This is a genomic window from Pectobacterium fontis, assembly GCF_000803215.1.
GTDB lineage: Bacteria > Pseudomonadota > Gammaproteobacteria > Enterobacterales > Enterobacteriaceae > Pectobacterium > Pectobacterium fontis.
In genome coordinates, this window is sequence record NZ_JSXC01000001.1 from 63930 (window position 1) to 86521 (window position 22592).

The 22592-nt window shown below is 50.2% G+C and carries 17 protein-coding genes, 1 tRNA gene and 1 pseudogene; 5 read left to right on the forward strand and 14 right to left on the reverse strand.

Annotation, left to right across the window (positions count from 1 at the left end; all coding sequences use genetic code 11):
- Positions 1-174 precede the first annotated feature (174 nt).
- Together OI69_RS00290 and rimJ are read right to left on the reverse strand one after the other, a co-directional pair.
- Positions 175-816, reverse strand: a complete 642-nt coding sequence (locus tag OI69_RS00290) for a YceH family protein (protein WP_039344444.1) — start codon at positions 814-816, stop codon at positions 175-177.
- An 8-nt stretch (positions 817-824) separates the two neighbouring features.
- Positions 825-1409: a ribosomal protein S5-alanine N-acetyltransferase gene (gene rimJ, locus OI69_RS00295; RefSeq protein WP_039344446.1), complete on the reverse strand. Its 585-nt coding sequence runs from the start codon at positions 1407-1409 to the stop codon at positions 825-827.
- A 314-nt stretch (positions 1410-1723) separates the two neighbouring features.
- Here rimJ and mdtH point away from each other — a divergent pair, with 314 nt between their 5' ends.
- Positions 1724-2929 carry a multidrug efflux MFS transporter MdtH gene (gene mdtH, locus OI69_RS00300; RefSeq protein WP_039344449.1) on the forward strand — a complete coding sequence of 402 codons (1206 nt, stop codon included), beginning with the start codon at positions 1724-1726 and terminating at the stop codon, positions 2927-2929.
- A 311-nt stretch (positions 2930-3240) separates the two neighbouring features.
- Complete coding sequence (locus OI69_RS00305; protein ID WP_039344452.1) at positions 3241-3807, forward strand: lipoprotein; 567 nt, start codon at positions 3241-3243, stop codon at positions 3805-3807.
- A gap of 56 nt (positions 3808-3863) precedes the next feature.
- Here the strand turns inward: OI69_RS00305 and OI69_RS00310 are convergent, their stop codons facing one another.
- Complete coding sequence (locus OI69_RS00310) at positions 3864-4436, reverse strand: TorD/DmsD family molecular chaperone (RefSeq protein WP_039344455.1); 573 nt, start codon at positions 4434-4436, stop codon at positions 3864-3866.
- Positions 4437-4842: 406 nt separating this feature from the next.
- Between OI69_RS00310 and OI69_RS00315 the strand changes: the two genes are divergently transcribed.
- Positions 4843-4932, forward strand: a tRNA-Ser gene (locus OI69_RS00315).
- Between the two features lie 157 nt (positions 4933-5089).
- On the opposite strand, the pseudogene OI69_RS18915 reads toward OI69_RS00315, so the two are convergent.
- A pseudogene (locus OI69_RS18915) lies at positions 5090-5245 on the reverse strand (DinB family protein); the annotation flags it as partial.
- Positions 5246-5633: 388 nt separating this feature from the next.
- On the opposite strand from OI69_RS18915, the gene OI69_RS18920 reads away from it, so the two are divergent.
- Entirely contained in the window at positions 5634-6101 is a 468-nt protein-coding gene (locus OI69_RS18920) for an NUDIX hydrolase (protein ID WP_072034235.1), read from the forward strand.
- Positions 6102-6236: 135 nt separating this feature from the next.
- Here OI69_RS18920 and OI69_RS00320 read toward each other — a convergent pair whose 3' ends face one another.
- The 7 genes from OI69_RS00320 to rlmKL all read right to left on the reverse strand — a co-directional run bounded on the left by OI69_RS00320 (position 6237) and on the right by rlmKL (position 16572).
- Entirely contained in the window at positions 6237-7799 is a 1563-nt protein-coding gene (locus tag OI69_RS00320) for a methyl-accepting chemotaxis protein (protein ID WP_039344458.1), read from the reverse strand.
- Positions 7800-8247: 448 nt separating this feature from the next.
- Positions 8248-8415, reverse strand: a complete 168-nt coding sequence (rmf, locus tag OI69_RS18925) for a ribosome modulation factor (protein ID WP_010276992.1) — start codon at positions 8413-8415, stop codon at positions 8248-8250.
- Positions 8416-8717: 302 nt separating this feature from the next.
- Positions 8718-9284, reverse strand: a complete 567-nt coding sequence (gene pqiC, locus OI69_RS00325) for a membrane integrity-associated transporter subunit PqiC (RefSeq protein WP_039344461.1) — start codon at positions 9282-9284, stop codon at positions 8718-8720.
- Complete coding sequence (gene pqiB / locus OI69_RS00330) at positions 9284-10951, reverse strand: intermembrane transport protein PqiB (RefSeq protein ID WP_052198280.1); 1668 nt, start codon at positions 10949-10951, stop codon at positions 9284-9286. Before pqiB ends, pqiC begins: the two co-directional genes overlap by 1 nt.
- Entirely contained in the window at positions 10911-12218 is a 1308-nt protein-coding gene (gene pqiA / locus OI69_RS00335) for a membrane integrity-associated transporter subunit PqiA (protein ID WP_039344464.1), read from the reverse strand. The genes pqiB and pqiA overlap by 41 nt, the downstream gene beginning before the upstream one ends.
- Positions 12219-12522: 304 nt before the next feature.
- On the reverse strand, positions 12523-14451 hold the full coding sequence (locus OI69_RS00340; RefSeq protein ID WP_039344468.1) for an ABC transporter ATP-binding protein: 1929 nt from the start codon (positions 14449-14451) through the stop codon (positions 12523-12525).
- A gap of 3 nt (positions 14452-14454) precedes the next feature.
- Positions 14455-16572 carry a bifunctional 23S rRNA (guanine(2069)-N(7))-methyltransferase RlmK/23S rRNA (guanine(2445)-N(2))-methyltransferase RlmL gene (gene rlmKL / locus OI69_RS00345; protein ID WP_039344640.1) on the reverse strand — a complete coding sequence of 706 codons (2118 nt, stop codon included), beginning with the start codon at positions 16570-16572 and terminating at the stop codon, positions 14455-14457.
- 110 nt (positions 16573-16682) lie between these two features.
- Here rlmKL and OI69_RS00350 point away from each other — a divergent pair, with 110 nt between their 5' ends.
- The gene (locus OI69_RS00350; RefSeq protein WP_039344470.1) at positions 16683-17786 is read left to right on the forward strand and encodes a YcbX family protein; all 1104 of its coding nucleotides are present in this window, start codon (positions 16683-16685) and stop codon (positions 17784-17786) included.
- Between the two features lie 77 nt (positions 17787-17863).
- Here OI69_RS00350 and OI69_RS00355 read toward each other — a convergent pair whose 3' ends face one another.
- The 3 genes from OI69_RS00355 to pepN all read right to left on the reverse strand — a co-directional run bounded on the left by OI69_RS00355 (position 17864) and on the right by pepN (position 22480).
- A complete protein-coding gene (locus tag OI69_RS00355; RefSeq protein WP_039344473.1) occupies positions 17864-18451 on the reverse strand; it encodes a cell division protein ZapC in 588 nt (195 codons plus the stop codon).
- A gap of 201 nt (positions 18452-18652) precedes the next feature.
- Entirely contained in the window at positions 18653-19663 is a 1011-nt protein-coding gene (gene pyrD / locus OI69_RS00360; RefSeq protein WP_039344476.1) for a quinone-dependent dihydroorotate dehydrogenase, read from the reverse strand.
- A gap of 201 nt (positions 19664-19864) precedes the next feature.
- Positions 19865-22480, reverse strand: a complete 2616-nt coding sequence (pepN, locus tag OI69_RS00365) for an aminopeptidase N (protein ID WP_039344479.1) — start codon at positions 22478-22480, stop codon at positions 19865-19867.
- Positions 22481-22592 lie beyond the last annotated feature (112 nt).

The window sequence follows — 22592 nt, forward strand, 5'->3', positions numbered from 1 at the left end:
ACAGATCATTAACCCGTTAAGGTCATCCTGATTGCGAGGTGCGACTAGTCTACGCATTGCGCATGTAATAGCTACCGAACATTGTCATAACTGCTGAAATTTTCAGCTTTTTCCCAGCAATATCCGATCATACGCAGTGACAGCTTCATGGCTGGCTTTCTGCCTAATGCCGATTCATTCTGCTAACAGTAAGGCAAGCTGGCGTTTGAGTTCAGCCACGTCATTTTCCAACGCCTCAACCCGTTCGGCCAACGGATGCGGAATGTCGTTCACGCTTTCCGCTTCAGGAAGCGCAGCATCGCTGGCCTCACCGCTAAACAGGTGTCGATAACGGCTTTCCCGTTTACCTGCTTCGCGCGCCAATCGGACGACAAAGGGACCATCATCGCGCTGCTGCAATTGCTCAAGAGCCAACTCTGCTTCGCTGACATCTGAAAATTCATACAATCGGGCTGCGCGCGTGCGCAGTTCACCCGGTGTCTGTGGGCCACGCAAGAGAAGCGTAGTCACCAGCGCCACTTCCGCAGGCGAAAGCTTCAGATCGCCAAATTCCGAATTGCAAAAACGATGTTCATACTTCACCACACGGTTACCAAAGCCGCTGAGCGTGCGCAGAAAGTGCTTCTTCACCAGTAAATCCAGCGTTTGCTGCACCTCGCTTTCGCTCAGTTCCATCACTGGCTCACGGTTGGTTTTCTGATTGCAGGCGGTGGTGATGCCGTTTAATGACATCGGGTATTGATCCGGCGTAGTGATCTGCTTTTCCAACATACAGCCGATTACGCGGGCTTCACGAGCATCCAATTGGTATTTCATTATTTTCCTTAGCGCGGAGACTTCCATTCGGCGTTAGTCAGCGCGGTTAATACATGATCCTGCCATTTGCCATCAATGAGCAGATAATCCTTCGCATAGCCTTCACGCTCAAACCCCAACCGCGTGAGTAAGTTCCCGCTGCGCTGATTATGCGGCATATAGTTAGCCATGATGCGATGCATATGCTGCTGACGCTGCATATAACGTAACGCGGGTTGCAACGCTTCGTACATCAACCCTTGCCCCTGCCATTTCTGGCCGAGAGAATAACCCAGATAGCAGGCGTGGAACGATCCGCGCAGCACGTTGCTAAAATTAGCCACGCCATATACTTCGTTTTCATTCGGATCCAAAAGGAGAAAGTAATAGGCGCTGCCCTGCTTGTGCATATCGTTAATCACACTCAGCCGCGCCTGCCAGCCCGATGGATAGCAATGGCTGGCATCTCTCACCGGCTCCCACGGCTTTAGGAAATCACGGTTTTCAGAATAGTATTCAGCCAGACGCCAGGCATCACGCTCATGGGCCAGACGCACCACCAGTCTATCCGTTGTCAATTGCACTCTTGCTGGCGTTGAACGGTAGCCAAACATTTTTCCCCCTGCCTCGCCATGTTATCGATAAGTAAAATTTATCGCCGCTAAAAAACAATGATTCCGCATAAGCAGAAAATATCGGTATTTCCGATAATCCTTACTATAACCACATAAATTCATAGACGTAAAATCTTCGTCGCCGAGTTATTGCGCAGTTGAATCGGGAACACCATTTTTTATCGCTGAGATGCTACCAGGGTAACGTTAAATCGATAAAAAAATATTATCCAACATAGGGCTATACCAAAGTCGCATTAGAGTACAAAATAGTCATGTCTGCTATTTTCCTCCTTTCTTCGTTGTGGTGAAACATGCCTCTGATGTCGCAAGCTCGGAGCTTGGGTAAATATTTTTTATTATTAGATAATATGCTGGTGGTGTTGGGGTTCTTCGTTGTTTTTCCCCTTATTTCCATTCGTTTTGTTGATGATCTCGGCTGGGCTGCATTATTAGTCGGTATTGCTTTGGGATTGCGCCAGTTTATTCAGCAAGGGCTCGGTATTTTCGGCGGGGCCATTGCTGACCGTTTTGGTGCCAAACCGATGATTATCACCGGGATGCTGCTGCGTGCCTCCGGCTTTGTTTTTATGGCGCTTGCCGATGAACCATGGCTGCTGTGGCTGTCTTGTGCGTTATCTGGCCTCGGCGGCACGCTATTCGACCCGCCGCGTACCGCGCTGGTCATCAAATTAATTCGTCCACAGGAGCGTGGCCGTTTCTATTCGCTGCTGATGATGCAAGATAGCGCCGGTGCCGTTATCGGTGCTCTCATCGGCAGTTGGTTACTGCAATACGATTTCGAGATTGTTTGCTGGGCGGGGGCGGTCATCTTCGTACTTGCAGCGGCGCTCAATACCTGGCTGCTGCCAGCCTACCGTATTTCAACGGTCAAGACGCCAATACTGGAAGGCTTGACGCGTGTCATTCGTGACCACCGTTTCCTGATGTATGTATTAACGTTGACGGGCTACTACATGTTGGCCGTTCAAGTTCTGCTGATGCTACCCATCATGGTCAACGAACTCGCCGGAACGCCGTCTGCGGTGAAATGGATGTACGCCATTGAAGCGACACTGTCGTTGACGCTGCTGTACCCTATCGCCCGCTGGAGCGAGAAGCGCTTCCGGCTGGAACAACGCCTGATGGCAGGGCTTTTCATCATGTCAGTCAGTATGTTCCCGATCGGGATGACGACGGAGCTGCAAACCCTGCTGTTGCTTATCAGCCTGTTTTACATGGGCTCGATCATCGCAGAACCCGCGCGTGAAACCTTGAGCGCCTCACTGGCCGACGCCAGAGCCAGAGGCAGCTACATGGGTTTCAGTCGCCTTGGATTAGCGCTCGGTGGCGCGATTGGCTACAGCGGCGGTGGTTGGTTATTCGATACCGGACACGCGCTAAATCAGCCAGAGCTGCCGTGGTTCATGCTCGGCACGATCGGGCTCCTGACATTAGCCGCGCTGTATTGGCAGTTCAATCAACGCCACATCGAACCTGCGATGCTTGGTGGTCATTAGTCTGAATTTTACCGACGAAGATACTTTCGTCGGTAAAACCCGCTTAGATTTTCCTAATATAAGCAAACAATAGTTTCATCGCGGATAGTCTCTTCTTTAGAACCATCGGGATAACATCGAAACAAACTCAGATGACGTGACTCAGTTTTACTGCGCGGCTTCATTCTGCTCTTTCGGTGCTATCCTATTGTTTACTCTACGCATCGGACGCACGCTGTTCGCACAGAGTTGTGTTGGTTGTGACTCTGTCACGTTAGTAAACTGCCATATCAGTAAATTGTGCGCGTAAATCGCATCAAGAGGTCAGAATAATGAAAAAATCAGGATGGATGGCAGCCGCCGCAGTGCTGCTTGCTTTTACACTTAGCGGCTGTAATAAGCTCACGCAATATACGCTCAGTGAGCAGGAAGTGAATGAGTACCTGCAAAAACACAATGATTATCAGAAACAACTGGGCGTACCTGGCGTGGTGGATGCACATATCGTCTTGACCGAACTCTCCAGCCAAATTGGTCGGGCAGAACCGGGGAAAGTGACGCTAACGGGCAATGCGAAAGTCGATATTTCGTCCTTGTTGGGCAATCAGGCAGCAGATATGAAGCTGACACTGAAAGCGCAGCCCGTATTTGATAAAACTCAGGGCGCAATTTACCTGAAAGACATGGAACTGGTTGATTACACTGTCCAACCAGAAAAAATGCAGGCAGTAGTGAAAACACTCAGCCCTTACCTCAATCAATCACTAAAAAGCTATTTTGACCAAAAACCAGCTTACGTGTTGAATGCCGATAAGAACACAACAGAGTCGCTGGCGAAGAAGATGGCGAAAGGCATCGAAATCAAGCCCGGCCAGATCGTTATCCTGTTGACTGACTAATGCTGACATGCCGATAGCATACGCTTTGCCTGCTATCGGCATCATTCAGCGCCGAACTATTCTTCTGCTTCAGACTCGTCGTCTTCACTTTCACCCAGTTCATCTCGCATGGCTTCCAGCGCTTCGCGGCACACTATCGCCAACGTGCGATAAAATGCAGTGGTAGCGTGACTTTCCACTTTCCCGAGGAAACGATCGCTCCACGGCAATAAATATTCATCAAACAGGGTAATCTGAGCCGTCGTTTCGTCTTCTTGCGCCTGATCTTCCAGCCATGATGCCGCAAGCAGCAAACTACCGAAATGCCCAACCGCACCATCATTTACTGGCATGCCACGCTGTTGCAGAAAAGTACGAATCTGCGCATCATCCCCATCGCTTTCGTACGAGGAACGCAACGGGGAAACCGAGCCGTTTTCTTTGTCAAACATGGCCTGATAATCCGCGGCTATTGCGGGTAAATCCAAACCTTTTTGCAAACGAGCCAATAAGGCATCCTGCTCCAGCGGCCAGTGCTGTGTCAGCTTCCCTTCTTTAATCAGCGTGAACAGTGGCGTCAGCACAGGATCCTGTGGCTGACGATAAAACAGCGTGCCCAATAGCCGGCACACAATAGAAAATTCGTTCATTCATAACCCTATGTATTTTTTAGTGACAATGTCACAAATTAGCAAACTCGACGATAGCAGGCATTCCACGCTGTTCGAGGAAATCCAACACGCGACAGGACTCACATTTACTATCCGCTCCTGCGAGAAGCATAGGTTCGCCTGCATCAACGTTTGCGAGCCAGCATACCATTTTCATGGGTATTCCGCAGCCAATGGGCGAAATCACAACCTGCAATGAATACAAACGAAACGAGCAGTGGGGAGACATCGCGCTAAAAAAACGAATACGAGGGTAACAACTGGTGAGTAAAGCAACAAATTGCGTTAACTTTAGCTAATTGCACGTATTGGATGCAGAAGTTTGTTGACGCTGTCCAGCAATTTACCTACATTAGCGCCGTTCGCTGACATACCGCGAGACTACGGTGAGGTGTCCGAGAGGCTGAAGGAGCACGCCTGGAAAGTGTGTATACGTGAAAACGTATCAAGGGTTCGAATCCCTTCCTCACCGCCATATTTTGAACAAAATCAATTCATTAAACATAATATTTTGATTTTGTCCTGCATAAAGCCATACAAAAAAGTTCGCGCAGGCGGGCTTTTTTTGTCCCCTAAAAAATTCATACCTCAGGACAAAACGTTAGCATTTTAAACCACAAGGCAATTCTATCTTATTCAAGATGATCACGAACGAATACTGTCAAAACATCTTTTGGTGGTACAACCTTACATTCAGAAAGTAACCATCCCACTGCCCCACGATGGTAGGTTCCATGTAAAACAACATGATTCAACATATCTACTTTTTTCATACATCCAGGGCTACCCAAATAATACCCATCAATACAATTTATTCATATTTACCAATCATCTCACGTAGAACATATAATTAAAAACACCATGTGATATTAATCACTCACTATTTCATCTGATATTCTCCGGGTGATTTATTAGTATATTACCTGTTAAGTTTTATTTCTGTTAAGGTCGTGCTGATGAATAGGCCGTTCGTGAGCAGCATAACCCTACCGCGCCGTTCCACATGAACGAATGAGGCTTCCTGCTCCACTGCTGAAGCCTCCAGATTAAGAATCTTACAGAAGACGTTTGCAATGCATATCTTTTTAAAGAAAATTTGATTCCAACGGTTTTTTTAAACACACTAGTCTGTAGAATTAATATTCTACGCGTGTCTGATCTTAAGTGAGGCCGAAAGTGAGACAAGAAATCTTAGTTCGTTCTTTTTCTATTTCCCTTTTTATTATTCGTCGAACAGAAAGCGAGTGTAGGATTCTTTTATTAAAGCGTCGCGGTAGCACACAACACGGCGAATGGTGTCAAATTGCGGGTGGTGTGGAACCAGGAGAAAAAGCATGGCAGACAGTACTACGTGAAGCCAAAGAAGAAACTGGCTTAACGTTAAGTAACTTGTATTCTGCTGATTACTGCGAACGATTCTATGAATCAGATAGAGATGCGATCACTCTCGTTCCTGTTTTTATTTCTTACGTGTCTAACAATTGTAAAATAACACTGAATGAAGAACATAGTGAATATTATTGGGCAACATTTTCCGAGGCATTAAAAAGGTTACCTTTTCCCGGACAGCATATGGCACTAGAATTTATTCACAGGTTCTTTATTGAGCAAGAGCCAAATAATAGGTTGAAAATGCCATTATAATAACTATCCTCCGGGATAGTTGGTAATACCAGTCAGCTAACCGACTGACTGGTATTATCTTAACGCGTTAGTTTCGTCTTTAGACACATGAAACGACAACATTCAATCAACGACCTAAATCCTGCCATTTTGTTTCTAGTGTCTTGCCCCTAGCGCCAGATAGCGGCCTGCGGATTCATCAACGCGGAATTGTTCAACGGTGCGTGATAGATCCTGCGCTTGTTCGCTCAGCGAGTGCGCTGCGGCCAGCGCTTCTTCAACCAGCGCGGCATTTTGTTCCGTGCTCTGATCCATCTGCGATATCGCGAGATTAACCTGCTCAATACCGGAACGCTGTTCTGCGCTCGCAACGCTGATCTCTCCCATCATCGATGTTACGCGGTGTACGCTTTCAACAACTTCGCTCATGGTCGCGCCAGCCTGCTTCACGAAATCCGTCCCCTCTTCAACCTTGGCAACAGAATCATCGATCAAACCTTTAATTTCTTTGGCGGCGGAGGCCGAACGCTGCGCCAATGTACGCACCTCACTCGCGACCACCGCAAAACCACGGCCCTGTTCACCCGCTCTTGCGGCTTCTACCGCCGCATTGAGCGCCAGAATATTCGTCTGGAAAGCAATACTGTCAATGACGCCGATAATATCCACAATTTTGCGCGATGATGAGTTTATGGAATCCATCGTCACGACGACCCGATTGACAACATCCCCACCGCGAACGGCCACATCCGACGCCGACACCGCGAGTTCATTCGCATAACGCGCATTGTCTGCATTCTGTTTCACCGTCGCGGTGAGTTGTTCCATCGCCGCTGCCGTCTGTTCTAATGCACTGGCCTGCGACTCAGTCCTCGCAGACAAATCGCCGTTACCCGAAGCGATCTGCGTTGAAGCGGTAGCAATGGAGTTTGTACTGCTGCGCACCTGATTAACCAGATGAGACAGGTTGTCGCGCATCGCGCGGATGGCGTAAAGAATGCTGGTTTGATCGCCCGACTTCGTTTCAACATCAACGCGCAAGTTACCTTCCGCGATTTCGCGTACAACATCCACCGCATACTGGGGTTCACCGCCAAGCTGGCGCATTAGCGTACGGAGCATATTCCATGCAAGCACAGAAATAATGAATAACAGAACCAGCCCTAAGGTCAATAAAATCAAGGCATTATGCCAGAATGTTTGTTGGATATCGTCGATGTAATCACCGTAGCCAATCGTCCAGTCCCAAGGCTCGAATTTGATGACAGCATAAAGCTTCTCAACCTTATTCTGCTGCCCCGGACGCGTCCCTTCCGCGATCACGGTGCCAACCGTCTTGCCCTGAAGTGCAGCACGATAGCGTTCCCCCGCTTCTTTACCGCCGTTCGCGTCGACGATGCCAATACGCTTGGGGTTAGGATGAACATAGTTCACGTCATTCGTATAGCCACGCACGAAGAAATAGCGATCGCCTTGATGGAAACTGCTAATTGCCCGTTTGGCTTCTTTCTCTGCTTCCTCGCGGGACAATTGACCACTTTTTTCAAGGTCATATGACTTTTGTGCCGCCGAATGAGCCAGTTGAACCAGCGTAGAAAGCTGACCAGTACGTTCGCTCATCATCGTGTTATAGAGCGTATTCAGCGCCACAGAAGATAAAATTAACATCCCTAATAAGGTCGTACCACATAGCAGTGCAATTCTGGTTCGTAATTTCACGATATTCTTCTCTCTAACCTATTTTCAGAAAATTCTGAGTAAAAAATTACACTACATTGCCGCCTTGAGCCATACCATCCAGGCAGGAATGATAGATTTTTAACAGAAAAAGAGAAAAAAACCCTCATTCAATCAACTTAAAGCCTAAATCGCGCAATAACGAATCAAAAAACAGCTAAAAATGATTGAAATCGAAACAAAAGAGTCAATCGCGTGACAGAAACAACAAAGCACTGGATCGATCTCGAAGGCCGATATCGTTGTCGATCGCATTGGTCGATGGGGTATACCGATAGTGTGGGCGTATGTCGATGGTGTGGATGGATCGCGTCGGTTGGGAGATCTCTGTATCGATTGAACAGAGGGAAACAGCATCAAGGCATTTAGCCCCCCCTAAAAGCAAAAGCCTCCGCAAAAGCGGAGGCGTTCCCTCTTATGACAAGGCCGACTAAGCGGTAACAGCCCTGTCCTCCATGGCTTTTCGCCAGCCTCCCAACCAGTAAGACCGGGCATTAATTGATTGATAAGGACAAAACTCTTTTGGTCTACCGACGATACCAGCTTGATAACCGCGTGAATGAGCCCGTTCCAGGCGATCGCGTTTCTGTCTCTTCATGCCTTATTTCCCTCATTATTTATCTGGTGGAAAGAAAACAATGATTGCTTTATAAGCAACCACAGACTATCAATACCGATTCTGTCACCAAAGGTCAAGGCGCAAAATTCACGCCAGTGTCATATTTGTGATCCAAAATAGGAATTTTCCCTACTCGATAACAAAAAACACTAACCAATTGAAAACAATAAAAAACCTATAAAAATGTAATGCAATCACAACATTACGCCTTTAGAGGCCTGATTTTTTTGAACCGCCGTTGTTGCGAACCAGCATCGGGTAATACCGAACATGGGCAACACTTAGTTAAGCATGCCTGCCTGCTGGGCAATCGACTGGGAAACCTGCTGCCAGCCTTGTGCCAACGTTCTTACCAGCGCATCATAACCATCTTCCTTCTGTGGCAACATCAGGCTAAAGGGGCGTTTGAATACTTTCTCCTGATAGGTCAGCATCCATTCGCCACTGACGATAACCTTGCCATCATAACGGCCATGAAAGCCCGTTACAGACACATTCAGCACCGCCTGATCGTTGCCTTGCGGCTGCGTCGTTACCACCCAACCAGGCAGCCTCTGCCCCAGATTAGTCACCAACGCCTGCTGTAATTGCTGATCCAACGGGCTGGCCCACAGGTTATTACTGGCAATCACGTACTGCACATCATTAGTCTGGTAGACCAGCCCTGCATTGACGAGATAATCAGCCACGCTGACATGTTCCACCCAAAGCGGATGCCCCTGAATCACCGTCCCCTGCGTGGTATGGGTATCCGCTATTGTCGGCAACTGATAATACGTTTTCTGCGTGTTGCTACTGCTGCACGCGCTCAATACCAGCGCTATCGCCAGCGTCCATCCTTTCATCATTATTTTGCCCTCTTAGGCTGAGGATCCTGGCTACCAGAAGCTTCAAACACCAGTGCATTGCTCTTTTCGTTCAGAGTACGCAACACGGGCTGTAGCTCTCTCAGCACCTGATCCAAACGCTGCATATCGGCCACCATTTTGTTATAAGCGGGTGAACCGGGCTGGAAGCCTTTCATACTGCGATTCAATTCAAGCAGGGTTTTCTGCATGTCTTCCGGCAGATCCTGCATCGCTTTGCTGGACGTAATCTTATTCAACGTCGCCAGCGTTTTTTGCATTTCACGCAACGTTGCCTGGCTTTCCGTGAGCGTTTTCGTGGCTTCATTGATCATCGGGTTCAGCGGCAGGTTATTAACTTTATCCAATACCGCCATCAGCTTCTGCTGAATCTGTGAAAGACCGCCGTCAATGGTAGGCAGAACCGGATAACCGTCCATAACGAACAGCTTTTTATCCACTTTTTCTTTTGGATAAAAATCGAGATCGATATACAGCGCTCCTGTCAGAATATTTGCCGACTTCATGGATGCCCGCAGCCCAAGCGATTGGGCCTGCTTCAGATGCTGTTCAAAATCAACCGTCTCGCCAATCTTCTTCTCAAACCGATCGGGTTCAATACGAATCAACACCGGAATGCGATAGTCATCATCCAGGTCCTGTTTCATATTACGTGGGAAAAATGGCGCTTCGGCCACCGTACCCAGGCGAATACCGCGGAATTCAACCGGCGCCCCCGCCTGCAAGCCCCGGATCGATTCGCTGAAGAACAGCAGATACTCTTTATATTCAGTGTATAACGAGTCCTGAATACTGCGCTGGTTATCAAAGAGTCGGTACTGCGCCATGGTCTGGGCGGCTTCACCCAGTTCCCATCCGGCAGGGACATCAAAGCTAACTCCGCCGCTAAACAGCGTCGTCAGCGATCCCATTTCGACACGCATGCCCTGTGCCGACATATCGAACGCCACACCGCTATCTTTCCAGAAACGGACATTGGTCGTCACCAGACCGTCATACGGCGCAGAGATAAACAGTTGATAGCGCATTTTGCGCGCTTTCGGATCGAATTCACTGGTTTCTACCGACCCGACCCGATAGCCGCGAAACAGCACCGGATCGCCTGCATTCAACTGACCGGATTGTTCACTGTCTAGTATCACTCTGATGCCTTTCGCATCCGGCGAGGCCAACGGCGGTGAATCCAACAAGGTAAACTCATATTTATCCTCTTTGTGGGCACCGGGCTGTAGCTCAATGTAAGCACCGGATAAGAGCGTCCCCAGACCGGAAACGCCTTCCCGACCAATTTGCGGTTTCACTACCCAAAAAGCAGAGTCCTGTTTTAGCAGTTTATCCATCCCGTCATGCAGGCGCGCTTTGATCTCCACCCGATGGAGATCGTCACTCAGCACTACGCTCTCTACCACCCCAACATCGACGCTACGACTTTTGATGGCGGTTTTTCCCGCTTCAATGCCCTCGGCGTTGCTGGTAATCAGCGTAATTTGCGGCCCCTGATGGCTGAAATGGTAAAATAGTATCCATGCACCGATCAGCACCGTGACAATCGGCACAATCCAAACTGGCGACCAGCGTTTAATCGTTTCTACATCCGCAACGGCATGATTATCGTTCGCCAACGGTAGACTCCTTATGAAGAACATCATTGCGACGATCCCACAACAAGCGGGGATCAAACATCATCGCGGCAAACATGGTCAGAATCACCACGGCCGCAAACAATACCGCCCCAACGGCGGGATAAATACTCATCAGGCGACCAATACGCACCATCGCCGACAGAACGGCAATCACGAACACATCAATCATCGACCAGCGCCCGACGAACTCGACCATCTCATAGATGACATGCATCCGCTCGCTGTCTTTCGTGTTTTTGGTTTTGCCATTGGCCTGCCAGCACAGCCAGCCTAACGCCAGCATTTTTAGCGATGGCACCATGACGCTGGCGACAAAAATCACCAGCGCGACAGGATAAGATCCCATCCCCCACAGCAGAATGACGCCCGACATGATCGTCGATCCCATACGATCGCCGAAGGCCTCCGTCACCATGATCGGCAACAGATTTGAAGGAATATAGAGCATCACAGAGGTAATGAGCAGAGCGAGCGTCCATTGCAAGCTGTATTTCTTGCGCGCATGTCCATGTGAGTGACAGCGTGGACAGATTAACTGGTGAGCGGGCAGGATAGCGGTGCAACATGAACACGAACGCAGCCCTTGTGATAACCCACTTTTCCCCAGGATCGGCAACGCAGGTAACGCGGGCGGCGGCACAATATCATTCCACAACCCGCGGCGATCAATGCTTTGAAAAGCCAGTAGTTGTAACAGGCAAAACAGAACAAAAGGCATAAAACTGGTGCCGATGCCAATATCACCATAGGCCATCAGTTTGACAAAACTGACCAGCACACCAGCCAGAAAAATTTCTGCCATTCCCCAACTTTTCAGGTGGAACAGCACCTTGCCCATGTATTTTTTCAACGTCAGCGGTAGCGAGGCATGCAGGCACAGCAGAATGAGGGTCAGCATGCTTAACGCGGGAACCAACTGAACAAAAAGCATAAACAGCGTCGCGACGCTGGCATAGTTTTCCGCCACCATCACTTTAGGAATTTGTATCAGGGTAATTTCGCTGGTGATACCCGCCACACGCATAAAAACGAAAGGGAAGAGGTTTGCCAGCAATAGCATAAACAGGGCGCTCACCGCGTAGCCAACTGTCCGTTTACGCGGTTCCGTTTGTCGGCTGGTTAGCGCGGTTTTACAGCGGGGGCACGTCGCCTTCTGTCCATACAATAGCTCAGGGAGTTCCACCAGCAGGTCGCACTGCGGGCAAAGTATATAGTCATCATGGTGATGCTCGTGTTGAATATTACAGTCATGCCGATCGTGATGGGAACACACACGTTCTCTCCTTCAAAATTCGTCAGCTTCTGACTGAAAGCATCGTCACCAATGCCATAAGTGCACAGGTAAAGTACATCGTGCGGTGATAATGGGTAGATCGTAAAGACCGCTGTAAATACGTCCTGTACGCTCGGATTGCGCGGATATGAATCTCATCCCTGAGATTCACCCTTTCAGGGCCGTCGCTAGCGACGTTCAAAAACGTTCCTGACGTTTTTGTCCATGGCGCAAACGCTTTACTCTTCTATCCCATTATCACCGTTCTCGTTCGAGAAATAAGCTTGCCAGAAATCTGAATGAATTAGCCGTTTTTCTGTGCTTCCAGCGCTTCCCAACGTTCAAAACAGGTTTCCAGCGCGCTTTCCGCCTCTGCCAGCGCGCTTAAGACCTGCTGCGTCTCTTCCCGTGGGCGGTTAAAGAAACCAGCATCATTCATTTGCGCTTGTAGCGACGCAATTTCCTGTTCCAACTGCTCAAGGCGCAGTGGTAACTGTTCTAATTCGCGCTGCTGATTATAACTTAATTTCCCAACACTTCGTTTCGCGAACGGGGCGGCGCTTGGTGCCGCCACGGGTGCGGCTACCGTCGGAGCCGACGTTGTTCGCAGTGGCGTTGCCGTTGCCCGCTGTTGTTGCGCATCGTAATAACCGCCGACAAAACGGGAAATCTTGCCTTCGCCTTCAAAGATCCAGCATTCGGTCACCGAATTATCGACGAACTGACGGTCGTGGCTAACCAACAAAACCGTTCCCTGATAGCTTTCGATTAACTCTTCCAGCAGTTCCAGCGTTTCCACATCCAGATCGTTGGTTGGTTCATCGAGAATCAACAGGTTACTGGGCTTGAGGAATAAGCGGGCCAGCAGCAGGCGGTTACGCTCGCCCCCTGACAGCGCTTTTACCGGCGTCATGGCGCGTTTCGGATGAAACAGGAAGTCCTGTAAATAGCCTAACACATGGCGTGAACGCCCGTTGACCATCACTTCCTGTTTACCTTCCGCCAGATTGTCCATCACGGTACGTTCTGGATCGAGTTCAGCACGGTGCTGATCGAAATAGGCTACTTCCAATTTCGTACCGCAGTGTACGCGCCCGCTGACGGGTTGCAGATCACCCAGCATCAATTTTAGCAGCGTGGTTTTACCGCAGCCATTCGGCCCGACCAGCGCAATCTTGTCACCGCGCTGTACCTGAGCGGAGAAATTGTGCGTCAGGACTTTCTTCTCACCCGAGGAACCCTGATCAACCTGATAGTTGACCTCTTCCAACTCAAACACAATCTTACCGGAGCGAGCCGCTTCTTCGACCTGCATTTTGGCCGACCCCATCACTTCACGGCGCTGGGAACGCTCCTGACGCATCGCTTTCAGCGCTCGCACGCGGCCTTCGTTACGGGTACGACGGGCTTTGATGCCCTGACGGATCCACACTTCTTCCTGCGCCAGCTTGCGATCGAACTCGGCATTTTGCAGATCTTCCACCCGTAGCGCCTCTTCCTTTCCTTCCAGATATTTGTCGTAGTTGCCCGGCCAGGAAACCAGCTTGCCGCGGTCGAGATCGACAATGCGGGTCGCCATATTGCGAATAAAAGAACGGTCATGGGAGATAAAGATAATGCTGCCTTGAAACGTTTTCAGGAAGGTTTCCAGCCAGTCAATCGTCTCGATATCCAGATGGTTGGTCGGCTCATCCAGCAGCAGCACGCGTGGTGAACTCACCAGTGCTCTGCCGAGCGCGGCTTTACGCAACCAGCCGCCGGAGAGCGACGCCAGCGGCGCATCGGCCGACAGACCAAGCTGTTCCAGCACTTCGTGAATGCGGCTTTCCAGTTGCCACAGCCCCTGATGTTCCAGAACGTCCTGCAACTTCGCCAACTGGTTCAGGTTCTTTTCACTCGGATCGCTTTCAACCAGACGCAGCATGGCGTGATAATCTTTCAGGTAACCCGCCTGTGCGGCGACCCCTTCGGCGACAAAATCAAACACGCTGCCAGCGACATCACGCGGCGGATCCTGCTGCAACCGCGCGACAATCAGATCTTGTTCATAGGTGATGCGACCATCATCCAGCGCGATCTCTTTGGCCAAAATTTTCAGCAGGGTCGATTTGCCCGCCCCGTTGCGGCCAACCAGACAAACGCGTTCATTCTCTTCGATATGAAGTTCGGTGTTATCCAACAGCGGCGCATCGCTGAACGACAGCCACGCACCTGAAACACTGATTAAAGACATCGGTTACTTTTCCTCACCGGCATGCGTCAGCAGCCAGCAGTTATGAATTTGACGATTACGAGCAAAATCCTGTGATTGAGTCTGTGCGGTAATTTCTTTCGCGTTCAGCCCCAGCGCGGCCAGACCAGCGCTATCCATCTGGAAGCCGCGTTTATTATTCGAGAACATGATGGTGCCGCCACGGCGCAGCAGGCGTTTGAGATCTTTCATCAACGCCAGATGATCGCGCTGGACATCAAACGATTCTTCCATACGTTTGGAGTTAGAGAAGGTTGGCGGGTCGATGAAGATTACATCGAACTGTTCATTCGCATTATGTAGCCATGACAGGCAATCCGCCTGAATCAAGCGGTGTTGACGTCCGGTCAGGCCATTCACCCGCAGGTTTTTCTCTGCCCATTCCAGATAGGTACGCGACATATCGACGGTGGTCGTTGAGCGTGCCCCGCCCAATCCGGCGTGCACACTCGCCGTGCCGGTATAGGCAAACAGATTGAGAAAATCTTTGCCGCCGCTCATCTTACCCAGCATTTTGCGGGCGATACGGTGATCGAGGAACAAGCCAGTATCGAGGTAATCGGTCAGGTTGACCCACAGTTTGGCACCAAACTCTTCCATCAACAGGAAATCGCCTTTCTGCGCCAGTTTTTCATACTGGTTTTTACCTTTCTGACGTTCACGGGTTTTCAGCACCAGTCGGTTCGAGGGTAATTCCAGCACGCTCAGCGTCGCGTTAATCACATCAAACAGGCGTTGACGGGCTTTTTGCGCATCAACCGTTTTCGGCGGCGCATACTCTTGTACGACAACCCAACTGCCATAGCGATCGACCGCGACATTATATTCGGGCAGATCGGCATCATAGAGGCGATAGCATTCAATGCCCTGCTGAGCCGCCCATTTTTCCAGCTTGCGCAGGTTTTTACGCAGGCGGTTGGCAAAGTCTTCTGCGATTTGCCCCGCAGATTCACTCTGTGTTTCCGCCAACTGATAATTTTTTTGCACACAATCCAACGGGCCATTTTTCGCCTTGAATTGACGTTCCGCACGCAATTGCAGACAACTCAGCAATTCCGGCGACGCACTAAACAGCGAGAGTTGCCAGCCGCCAAAATCACTTTTCATCTTACGACCCAGCATATTATGCAAGGCAATCAGCGCGGGTTCGCTTTCCAGACGCTCACCGTAAGGTGGGTTACTGATAACCGTGCCTTTCGGGCCTTCCGGCAACGGATTTTGTAGCTGTGCGGCATCTTTTACGCCAAAAGAAATCAGTTCAGCAACGCCTGCGCGGCGTGCATTGGCTTTGGCGATATCAATCACCCGACGATCGTTATCAGACCCAAAGAAGCGTGAGTCCGTTGTCTGTAACCCCTGACGAGCACGCACCTGCGCTTCTGCGGTCACTTCGCGCCATAGTTCAGCATCGTGTTTTAACCAGGCGTTAAATCCCCAGTGTGTACGGTGTAAACCGGGGGCGCGATCGGCAGCCATCATCGCCGCTTCAATCAGTAATGTACCGGAACCACACATCGGGTCGACCAGCGGCGTCCCGTTTTGCCAACCGGAGCGTAACACAATCGCCGCCGCCAGATTTTCTTTCAGCGGTGCCAACCCTGCCAGATCGCGATAGCCACGCTGATGCAGCCCTTCGCCGCTTAAATCCAGTGCGACGCTGGCTGTATCACGCTGTAAAAAGACGTTAATACGAATATCCGGCTGCTGCTTCGCCACATCGGGCCGCTGTCCGGTTTTACGCGTGAAACTATCCACAATCGCATCTTTAACTTTTAATGCGCCATACTGACTATTGCGGATATCTTCATTGGTGCCGGTAAAATGCACGGCAAAGGTTTTATCGATACTAAAGATCGTTGACCAGTCAATCGCCTGTACGCCCAGATACAAATCCAGGTCGCTGTGTACCTTGAATTCATTCAGTGGTAGCAGAATGCGCGACGCCAAACGGCTCCACAGCAGGCTCTGGTACAGCAGGCGGTTATCACCCTCAAAATGGACACCACCCTGCACCACTGTACAGGACTGCGCACCCAACGATTCGAGTTCGCTTTTTAATAACTCTTCCAGTCCCCGCGCCGTGCTGGCAAACAAAGCATTCATGTCGTCACTATCACCAAAAAATAGATTCATAAAAGAAATTGAGGCGCATTATAGCTAATCCGCGACGCTTGTCATAAAGTTGCCGTTTTACTTTGGCGAGGAATGGGTTAGTGATTGGCGTAACGCGGCTTTATATTCATCCGGTAAAATCGATGCGGGGGCTGCAACTGTCCCACGCGGTAGCTTCTGCCAGCGGTTTAGCTAACGATCGCGCTTTCATGATTACGGAGCCTGATGGCACCTTTATTACTGCCCGCCAGTATCCGCAGATGGTGTTATTTACCCCCGCCTTGTTACCCGATGGGCTGTTTATTACCGCACCCGATAGCCAAAGTGCCAGCATTCGTTTTGCCGACTTCACCGCAGCACCGCAGCCGACAGAGGTGTGGGGAACACACTTTACGGCACTCGTCGCGCCTGACGCCATCAATAGCTGGCTAAGTCACTATTTTCAGCGCGCCGTCCAATTGCGCTGGGTGGGCAATGCGCCGTCACGGCGGGTTAAACATTATCCCGACGTTCCCCTCGCCTTTGCCGACGGTTATCCGTTTCTATTAATCAATGATGCTTCATTTCAGGCGTTACGCCAACGTTGCCCTGCCGGTATTAACATCGAACAGTTTCGCCCCAATCTGGTAGTGACGGGGGCGGAAGCCTTTGCCGAAGACGGTTGGAAGACCATTCGTATCGGCGAGGTGATTTTTGACGTCGTCAAACCCTGTAGTCGCTGTATTTTTACTACCGTCAGCATTGAACGCGGCCGTAAGCACCCGTCAGGAGAACCGCTGGCAACGCTGCAATCATTCCGCACGGCAGAAAATGGCGACGTGGATTTTGGGCAGAATCTGGTGGCGAGAAACACGGGCATCATTCGCGTCGGCGACACGCTTGAAGTGCTCGCGACCAAACCGCCACGCCCTTACGGTTCCGGTCAGGTGGTCGAAAGCCTCAGTGTGCCAGAAAAAAGCGCACAGGCCGTCACCCTTCATTATCAGGGAAAAGCGTTAGCCGGGAACAATCAGCAGATTTTACTGGAACAGTTGGAGCAGCAGGGCATTCGAGTCCCCTATTCTTGTCGTGCGGGACTGTGTGGGTGTTGTAAATTGACGTTAGTGAGCGGAGCCGTTTCTCCACTGAAACAAAGCGCGATCAGGGCAAACGGGGAAATTCTTACCTGTAGCTGTATTCCACAGAGTGACCTTCATCTGCAATAGAAAAGCATCTGCTCTGCAATAGCCAAAGAAAAGCCAACGCACAGGCAACTTGAAGTCTGACGGATATATGCCAAGAGTTAGACGACCTTGGCATACTCGAATGCGGATGCACTTTCCCCCCGCACACTTTCCCACTCCGCGCTATTCTGCACAGCCGCAGGCATAAGTCTGTCATGCATGATTTTTATGGCATCACCCAATCCCATCGTCTTCCCGCTCAGTGACAACTGTTCTTGCGCCAGCAAACAAAGGCAGGCTTTATCCCCCGCTTCCGCCACCAGAAAACAGGCGGTTTCATGGGTTTCGGTTAGCTGAACCTGAACCATATCCCCCGCTTGCGGCGAGTACGTCACGGCATTCGGCTGTTGGATAAAATGCCAGCTTTTCGGCATTAACGGTTTGAGGAATCGACTGGCCACCAGTGCGTTTAACACTAATTCACCTTGAAGATCGCGGTGCAGCGCCGCTTTCTGGCATTTGTCGTTATAGGTAAAAAATAACGCGGCATCATCAACACAGAATGCACATTCATTGAAAGCATCCGGCGTTAACATTTTAGACGGAAAGCGAGAACGAAATAACATGCCGTTAGCCAGATCTAACATCAGGCGATCGTGTTCAGTATCAAAATACCAGCGCCAGTTATCGTCAGGTTTTAACTTCATATTATTTACCCTTCGCTTTTATAGTAGAAATATCAGAAATGGCTGATTGTATTTTCTTACACCGCAATAATCGTTCATCATCCTAAACGTCGCGGTAAGCACATCAGACACCCGTTGATAGATTATTTACGCAAACGGATAAAATATAGACTAGCTGGGGGGATAAATAAACCCCCAGCGAGTAATGAAAGGAATTTCGGACTAAATATGTGTAACGATATCTTTAATCAGACGCGGCCCATGGAAAATAAAACCGGAATATATCTGTACCAGCGATGCGCCAGCCGCTATTTTTTCGCGTGCGGCGACCAGAGAATCAATTCCGCCAACGCCAATAATGGGTAAACGACCCGCTAACTCCTGTGACAAACGGCGGATAATTTCCGTGCTGCTCGCCTGTAACGGACGGCCACTTAATCCCCCCGTCTGCCCACAATGATTTAATCCCTGAATCAATTTTCTATCGAGCGTCGTATTCGTGGCAATCACCCCATCGAGGTGATGACGCACCAGACTATCGGCAATTTGGATCAATTCTTCTTCAGAAAGATCCGGCGCGATCTTTACCGCCACGGGAACATATTTCTGATATTTTTCTTTTAATTCTGCCTGTTTGTTCTTTATCGCCAGCAAAAGATCGTCCAGCGCTTCACCGTATTGCAGGCTACGTAATCCCGGTGTATTGGGTGAAGAAATGTTGATCGCGATATACCCTGCGTGCGGATAAACCTTATCCATGCAGATCAAATAATCGTCTTTACCTTGTTCGACGGGCGTATCTTTATTCTTACCGATGTTGATCCCTAATACACCGCCAAAGCGCGTTTGCTTCACATTCTCGACCAGATAATCTACGCCTTTATTATTGAAGCCCATCCGGTTGATCAACCCTTGCGCTTCCACTACGCGGAATAATCTTGGTTTATCATTACCAGATTGTGGGCGTGGCGTTACCGTCCCTACTTCAATAAAACCAAATCCCATTGCGCCTAATGCATCAATACATTCGCCGTCTTTATCTAATCCCGCCGCCAGACCAAGTGGGTTTTTAAAAGATAGCCCCATGCAGGTAACCGGTTTAGTCGGAACGGACTGACGGACGAGAAATTCAAAAGGCGTGTTGGTAATACGGCGTAATTGTTGGAAGGTCAGCTCATGTGCACGCTCTGGATCGAGCTGAAACAAGGCTTTTTTGATAACGGGATAGAACATATTGTCTCCTGAGATCCCTATCGCAAAGGTATCTTGCCTACGCTGAAAGTAAGCAATAGTGGATTACGGTTTAACTCACGGTCGGAGATGGTAGTTCCATCTCTGCGGAAAGTAAAACGTTTGCGGAAGTGGAGAAATGGCCTGAGAGAATGTCACACGCGGCAGAATACCGCGTGTGACGGAAGGATAAGTGTGGCTGGATTAGTTTTGCAGCGCCTTAGTGATCTTCTCAAACAGATCGCCAGACAGATTTTCTAACGTCTTCAACTGCTCCAGCGCCTGACGCATTTGCGCCTGACGTTTAGCATCATAGCGTTTCAGGCGGATCAACGGTTCGATCACTCGGGCCGCGACCTGCGGATTGCGGGTGTTCAGATCGCTCAGAATCTCTGTCAGGAAGCGATAGCCGCTGCCGTCTTCGGCATGGAAAGCCGACGGATTAGCAGCCGCAAACGCCCCCACTAAGGAACGCAGGCGGTTAGGGTTGTTCAGGCTGAATGAACGGTGTTGCAGCAGTTCACGCACGCGGCTCAGCACATCGGCTGCCGGGCTGGTGGCTTGCAGCACAAACCATTTATCCATCACCAAACCATCCTGATGCCAGCGGTTATCAAACTGCGTCAGCAGTTCATCACGCACTGGCAACTGCGCCTCCACCGCGGCGGATAGCGCTGCCAGCGAGTCGGTCATATTATCTGCCTGACGAAACTGCGTCTGCACCAGTTTATCGGCCTGCGCTTCATCGCTGAATGCCAGATAGTGCAGGCAGACATTGCGCAGCGCGCGTTTACCCATATCCGCGTGCTCAATGCGATATTGTGGTGCCTGATTCGCGTGGTATACCGCTAGCCACTCATCCGCCATCTCCTGCGCCATCGTGCGCGTCATGCTCTCACGAACGGCCGCGATCGCGGTAGGATCGATGACGTCAAACAGCTCGGCAATCTCATTTTCGCTTGGCAATGTCAGAATCTGAGAAGCCAGCATCGGATCCAGTTTTTCATCCAACAGCACGCCACGGAACGCATCGATGACATGCATCGGTACAGAAAGCGGCTGCTTCTGTTGATAGCGAGAAACGTTCAAACGGATATAGTTAGCCAGCAGGCTTTGCGCGGCGTCCCAACGCGAAAACGCATTGCTCGCATGACGCATCAGGAACGTCAGTTGCTCATCGCTCCAGGCATAGTTCAGTTTTACCGGCGCGGAGAATTCACGTAATAAAGAAGGAATCGGGCGGCAAGGAACCGTATCGAAAATAAACGTCTGCTCGGATTCAGTCACATTCAGCACCGACGCCAGCAGTTGACCGTCTTTCTGGAGCGGGATGACCTGCCCTTGCGGAGTGTACAGTTCAATATCCAACGGGATGTGCAACGGCAATTTTGGCTGTTTATCGGCACCGACGGGCGTTGTTTGGCTCACGCTCAGCAAATATTGTTGCGTTTGCGGATCGTAATCATCACGCACGGTCAAGACCGGCGTACCCGATTGGCTGTACCAGCGGCGGAACTGCGTGAGATCGACATCGGAGGCATCTTCCATCGCCTGCACAAAGTCATCACACGTCGCCGCGCTACCGTCATGACGCTCAAAATACAGACGGATGCCTGCCTGGAATTTTTCCTCGCCTAATAAGGTATGCATCATGCGGATCACTTCCGAGCCTTTTTCATACACCGTCAGCGTGTAGAAGTTATTCATCTCGATCACCTGATCGGGACGAATCGGATGCGACATCGGGCTGGCATCTTCGGCAAACTGGGCACCACGCATCACGCGCACGTTATCAATCCGGTTCACCGGGCGCGACCCTAAATCGGAACTAAATTCCTGATCGCGGAACACCGTTAGCCCTTCTTTCAGGCTTAGCTGGAACCAGTCGCGGCAGGTGACGCGGTTGCCCGTCCAGTTGTGGAAATATTCATGGCCGATCACCGCTTCAATATTCAGATAGTCTTTATCCGTTGCGGTTTCTGCCTTAGCCAGCACGTATTTAGAGTTGAATACGTTCAGCCCTTTGTTTTCCATCGCGCCCATATTGAAGAAATCAACGGCGACGATCATATAAATGTCGAGATCGTATTCCAGACCGAAACGCTCTTCATCCCACTTCATCGCATTCTTCAGCGACGTCATCGCCCAGCCAGCACGATCGAGATTGCCGCGGTCAACGTACAGTTCGAGTGCAACATCACGGCCAGAACGCGTCGTAAAGCGATCCTGAAGCACATCAAAATCGCCCGCCACCAGCGCGAACAGATAAGCCGGTTTGGGGAACGGATCCTGCCACTCGATCCAGTGACGCCCGCCCTCCAACTCCCCTTGCGTTATACGGTTACCGTTAGAGAGTAAATAAGGATAGCGGGCTTTATCTGCCGTAATGCGCGTGGTGAATTTCGCCAGTACATCCGGCCGGTCAAGATAATAGGTAATGTGGCGGAACCCTTCGGCCTCACACTGCGTACAAAGCGCTTCACCTGATTGATATAGCCCTTCCAGCGCGCTATTCGCGGCAGGATTGATTTCGGTTTCAATACTGAGCGTAAAACGAGCAGATAATTGTGTCAGCAGCAACCCGTCATCCTGCTGCTGATAATGTGTCCACGGTTGTCCATCAACACTCAGAGCGATCAGCGTCAGCCCTTCGCCATCCAGCTTCAACGGCGCGCCCGCGTCCCCCTGTAACACCACCTGACTAACGGCTTTTACGCGAGTTTTTTCAGCATCGAGATCGAAATCCAATGCAATGTCGGTAATGGTGTAATCCGGCGCCCGGTAGTCATGGCGATATTTTACTTGCGGCTGTTGATTCATATAAAGTTCCACCTCGTCATAAGCATCAAAGATCAAGTCTAAGCCTGTTATCTTAATGTTACCACGACAAAATAATGAGGATAATCACCGTATCCTACTTCACTCCTGCGCG

Excerpts from the sequence above, each read along its gene's own strand:
- OI69_RS00355 (WP_039344473.1), bottom strand. The coding sequence starts at position 18,451 with ATGAAGTTAAAACCTGACGATAACTGGCGCTGGTATTTTGATACTGAA.
- OI69_RS00305 (WP_039344452.1), top strand. The coding sequence starts at position 3,241 with ATGAAAAAATCAGGATGGATGGCAGCCGCCGCAGTGCTGCTTGCTTTT.
- mdtH (WP_039344449.1), top strand. The coding sequence starts at position 1,724 with ATGCCTCTGATGTCGCAAGCTCGGAGCTTGGGTAAATATTTTTTATTA.
- OI69_RS00340 (WP_039344468.1), bottom strand. The coding sequence starts at position 14,451 with ATGTCTTTAATCAGTGTTTCAGGTGCGTGGCTGTCGTTCAGCGATGCG.
- pqiB (WP_052198280.1), bottom strand. The coding sequence starts at position 10,951 with ATGATGTTCTTCATAAGGAGTCTACCGTTGGCGAACGATAATCATGCC.
- rlmKL (WP_039344640.1), bottom strand. The coding sequence starts at position 16,572 with ATGAATGCTTTGTTTGCCAGCACGGCGCGGGGACTGGAAGAGTTATTA.
- pyrD (WP_039344476.1), bottom strand. The coding sequence starts at position 19,663 with ATGTTCTATCCCGTTATCAAAAAAGCCTTGTTTCAGCTCGATCCAGAG.
- OI69_RS00310 (WP_039344455.1), bottom strand. The coding sequence starts at position 4,436 with ATGAACGAATTTTCTATTGTGTGCCGGCTATTGGGCACGCTGTTTTAT.
- pqiC (WP_039344461.1), bottom strand. The coding sequence starts at position 9,284 with ATGATGAAAGGATGGACGCTGGCGATAGCGCTGGTATTGAGCGCGTGC.
- rmf (WP_010276992.1), bottom strand. The coding sequence starts at position 8,415 with ATGAAGAGACAGAAACGCGATCGCCTGGAACGGGCTCATTCACGCGGT.
- rimJ (WP_039344446.1), bottom strand. The coding sequence starts at position 1,409 with ATGTTTGGCTACCGTTCAACGCCAGCAAGAGTGCAATTGACAACGGAT.
- OI69_RS00290 (WP_039344444.1), bottom strand. The coding sequence starts at position 816 with ATGAAATACCAATTGGATGCTCGTGAAGCCCGCGTAATCGGCTGTATG.
- pepN (WP_039344479.1), bottom strand. The coding sequence starts at position 22,480 with ATGAATCAACAGCCGCAAGTAAAATATCGCCATGACTACCGGGCGCCG.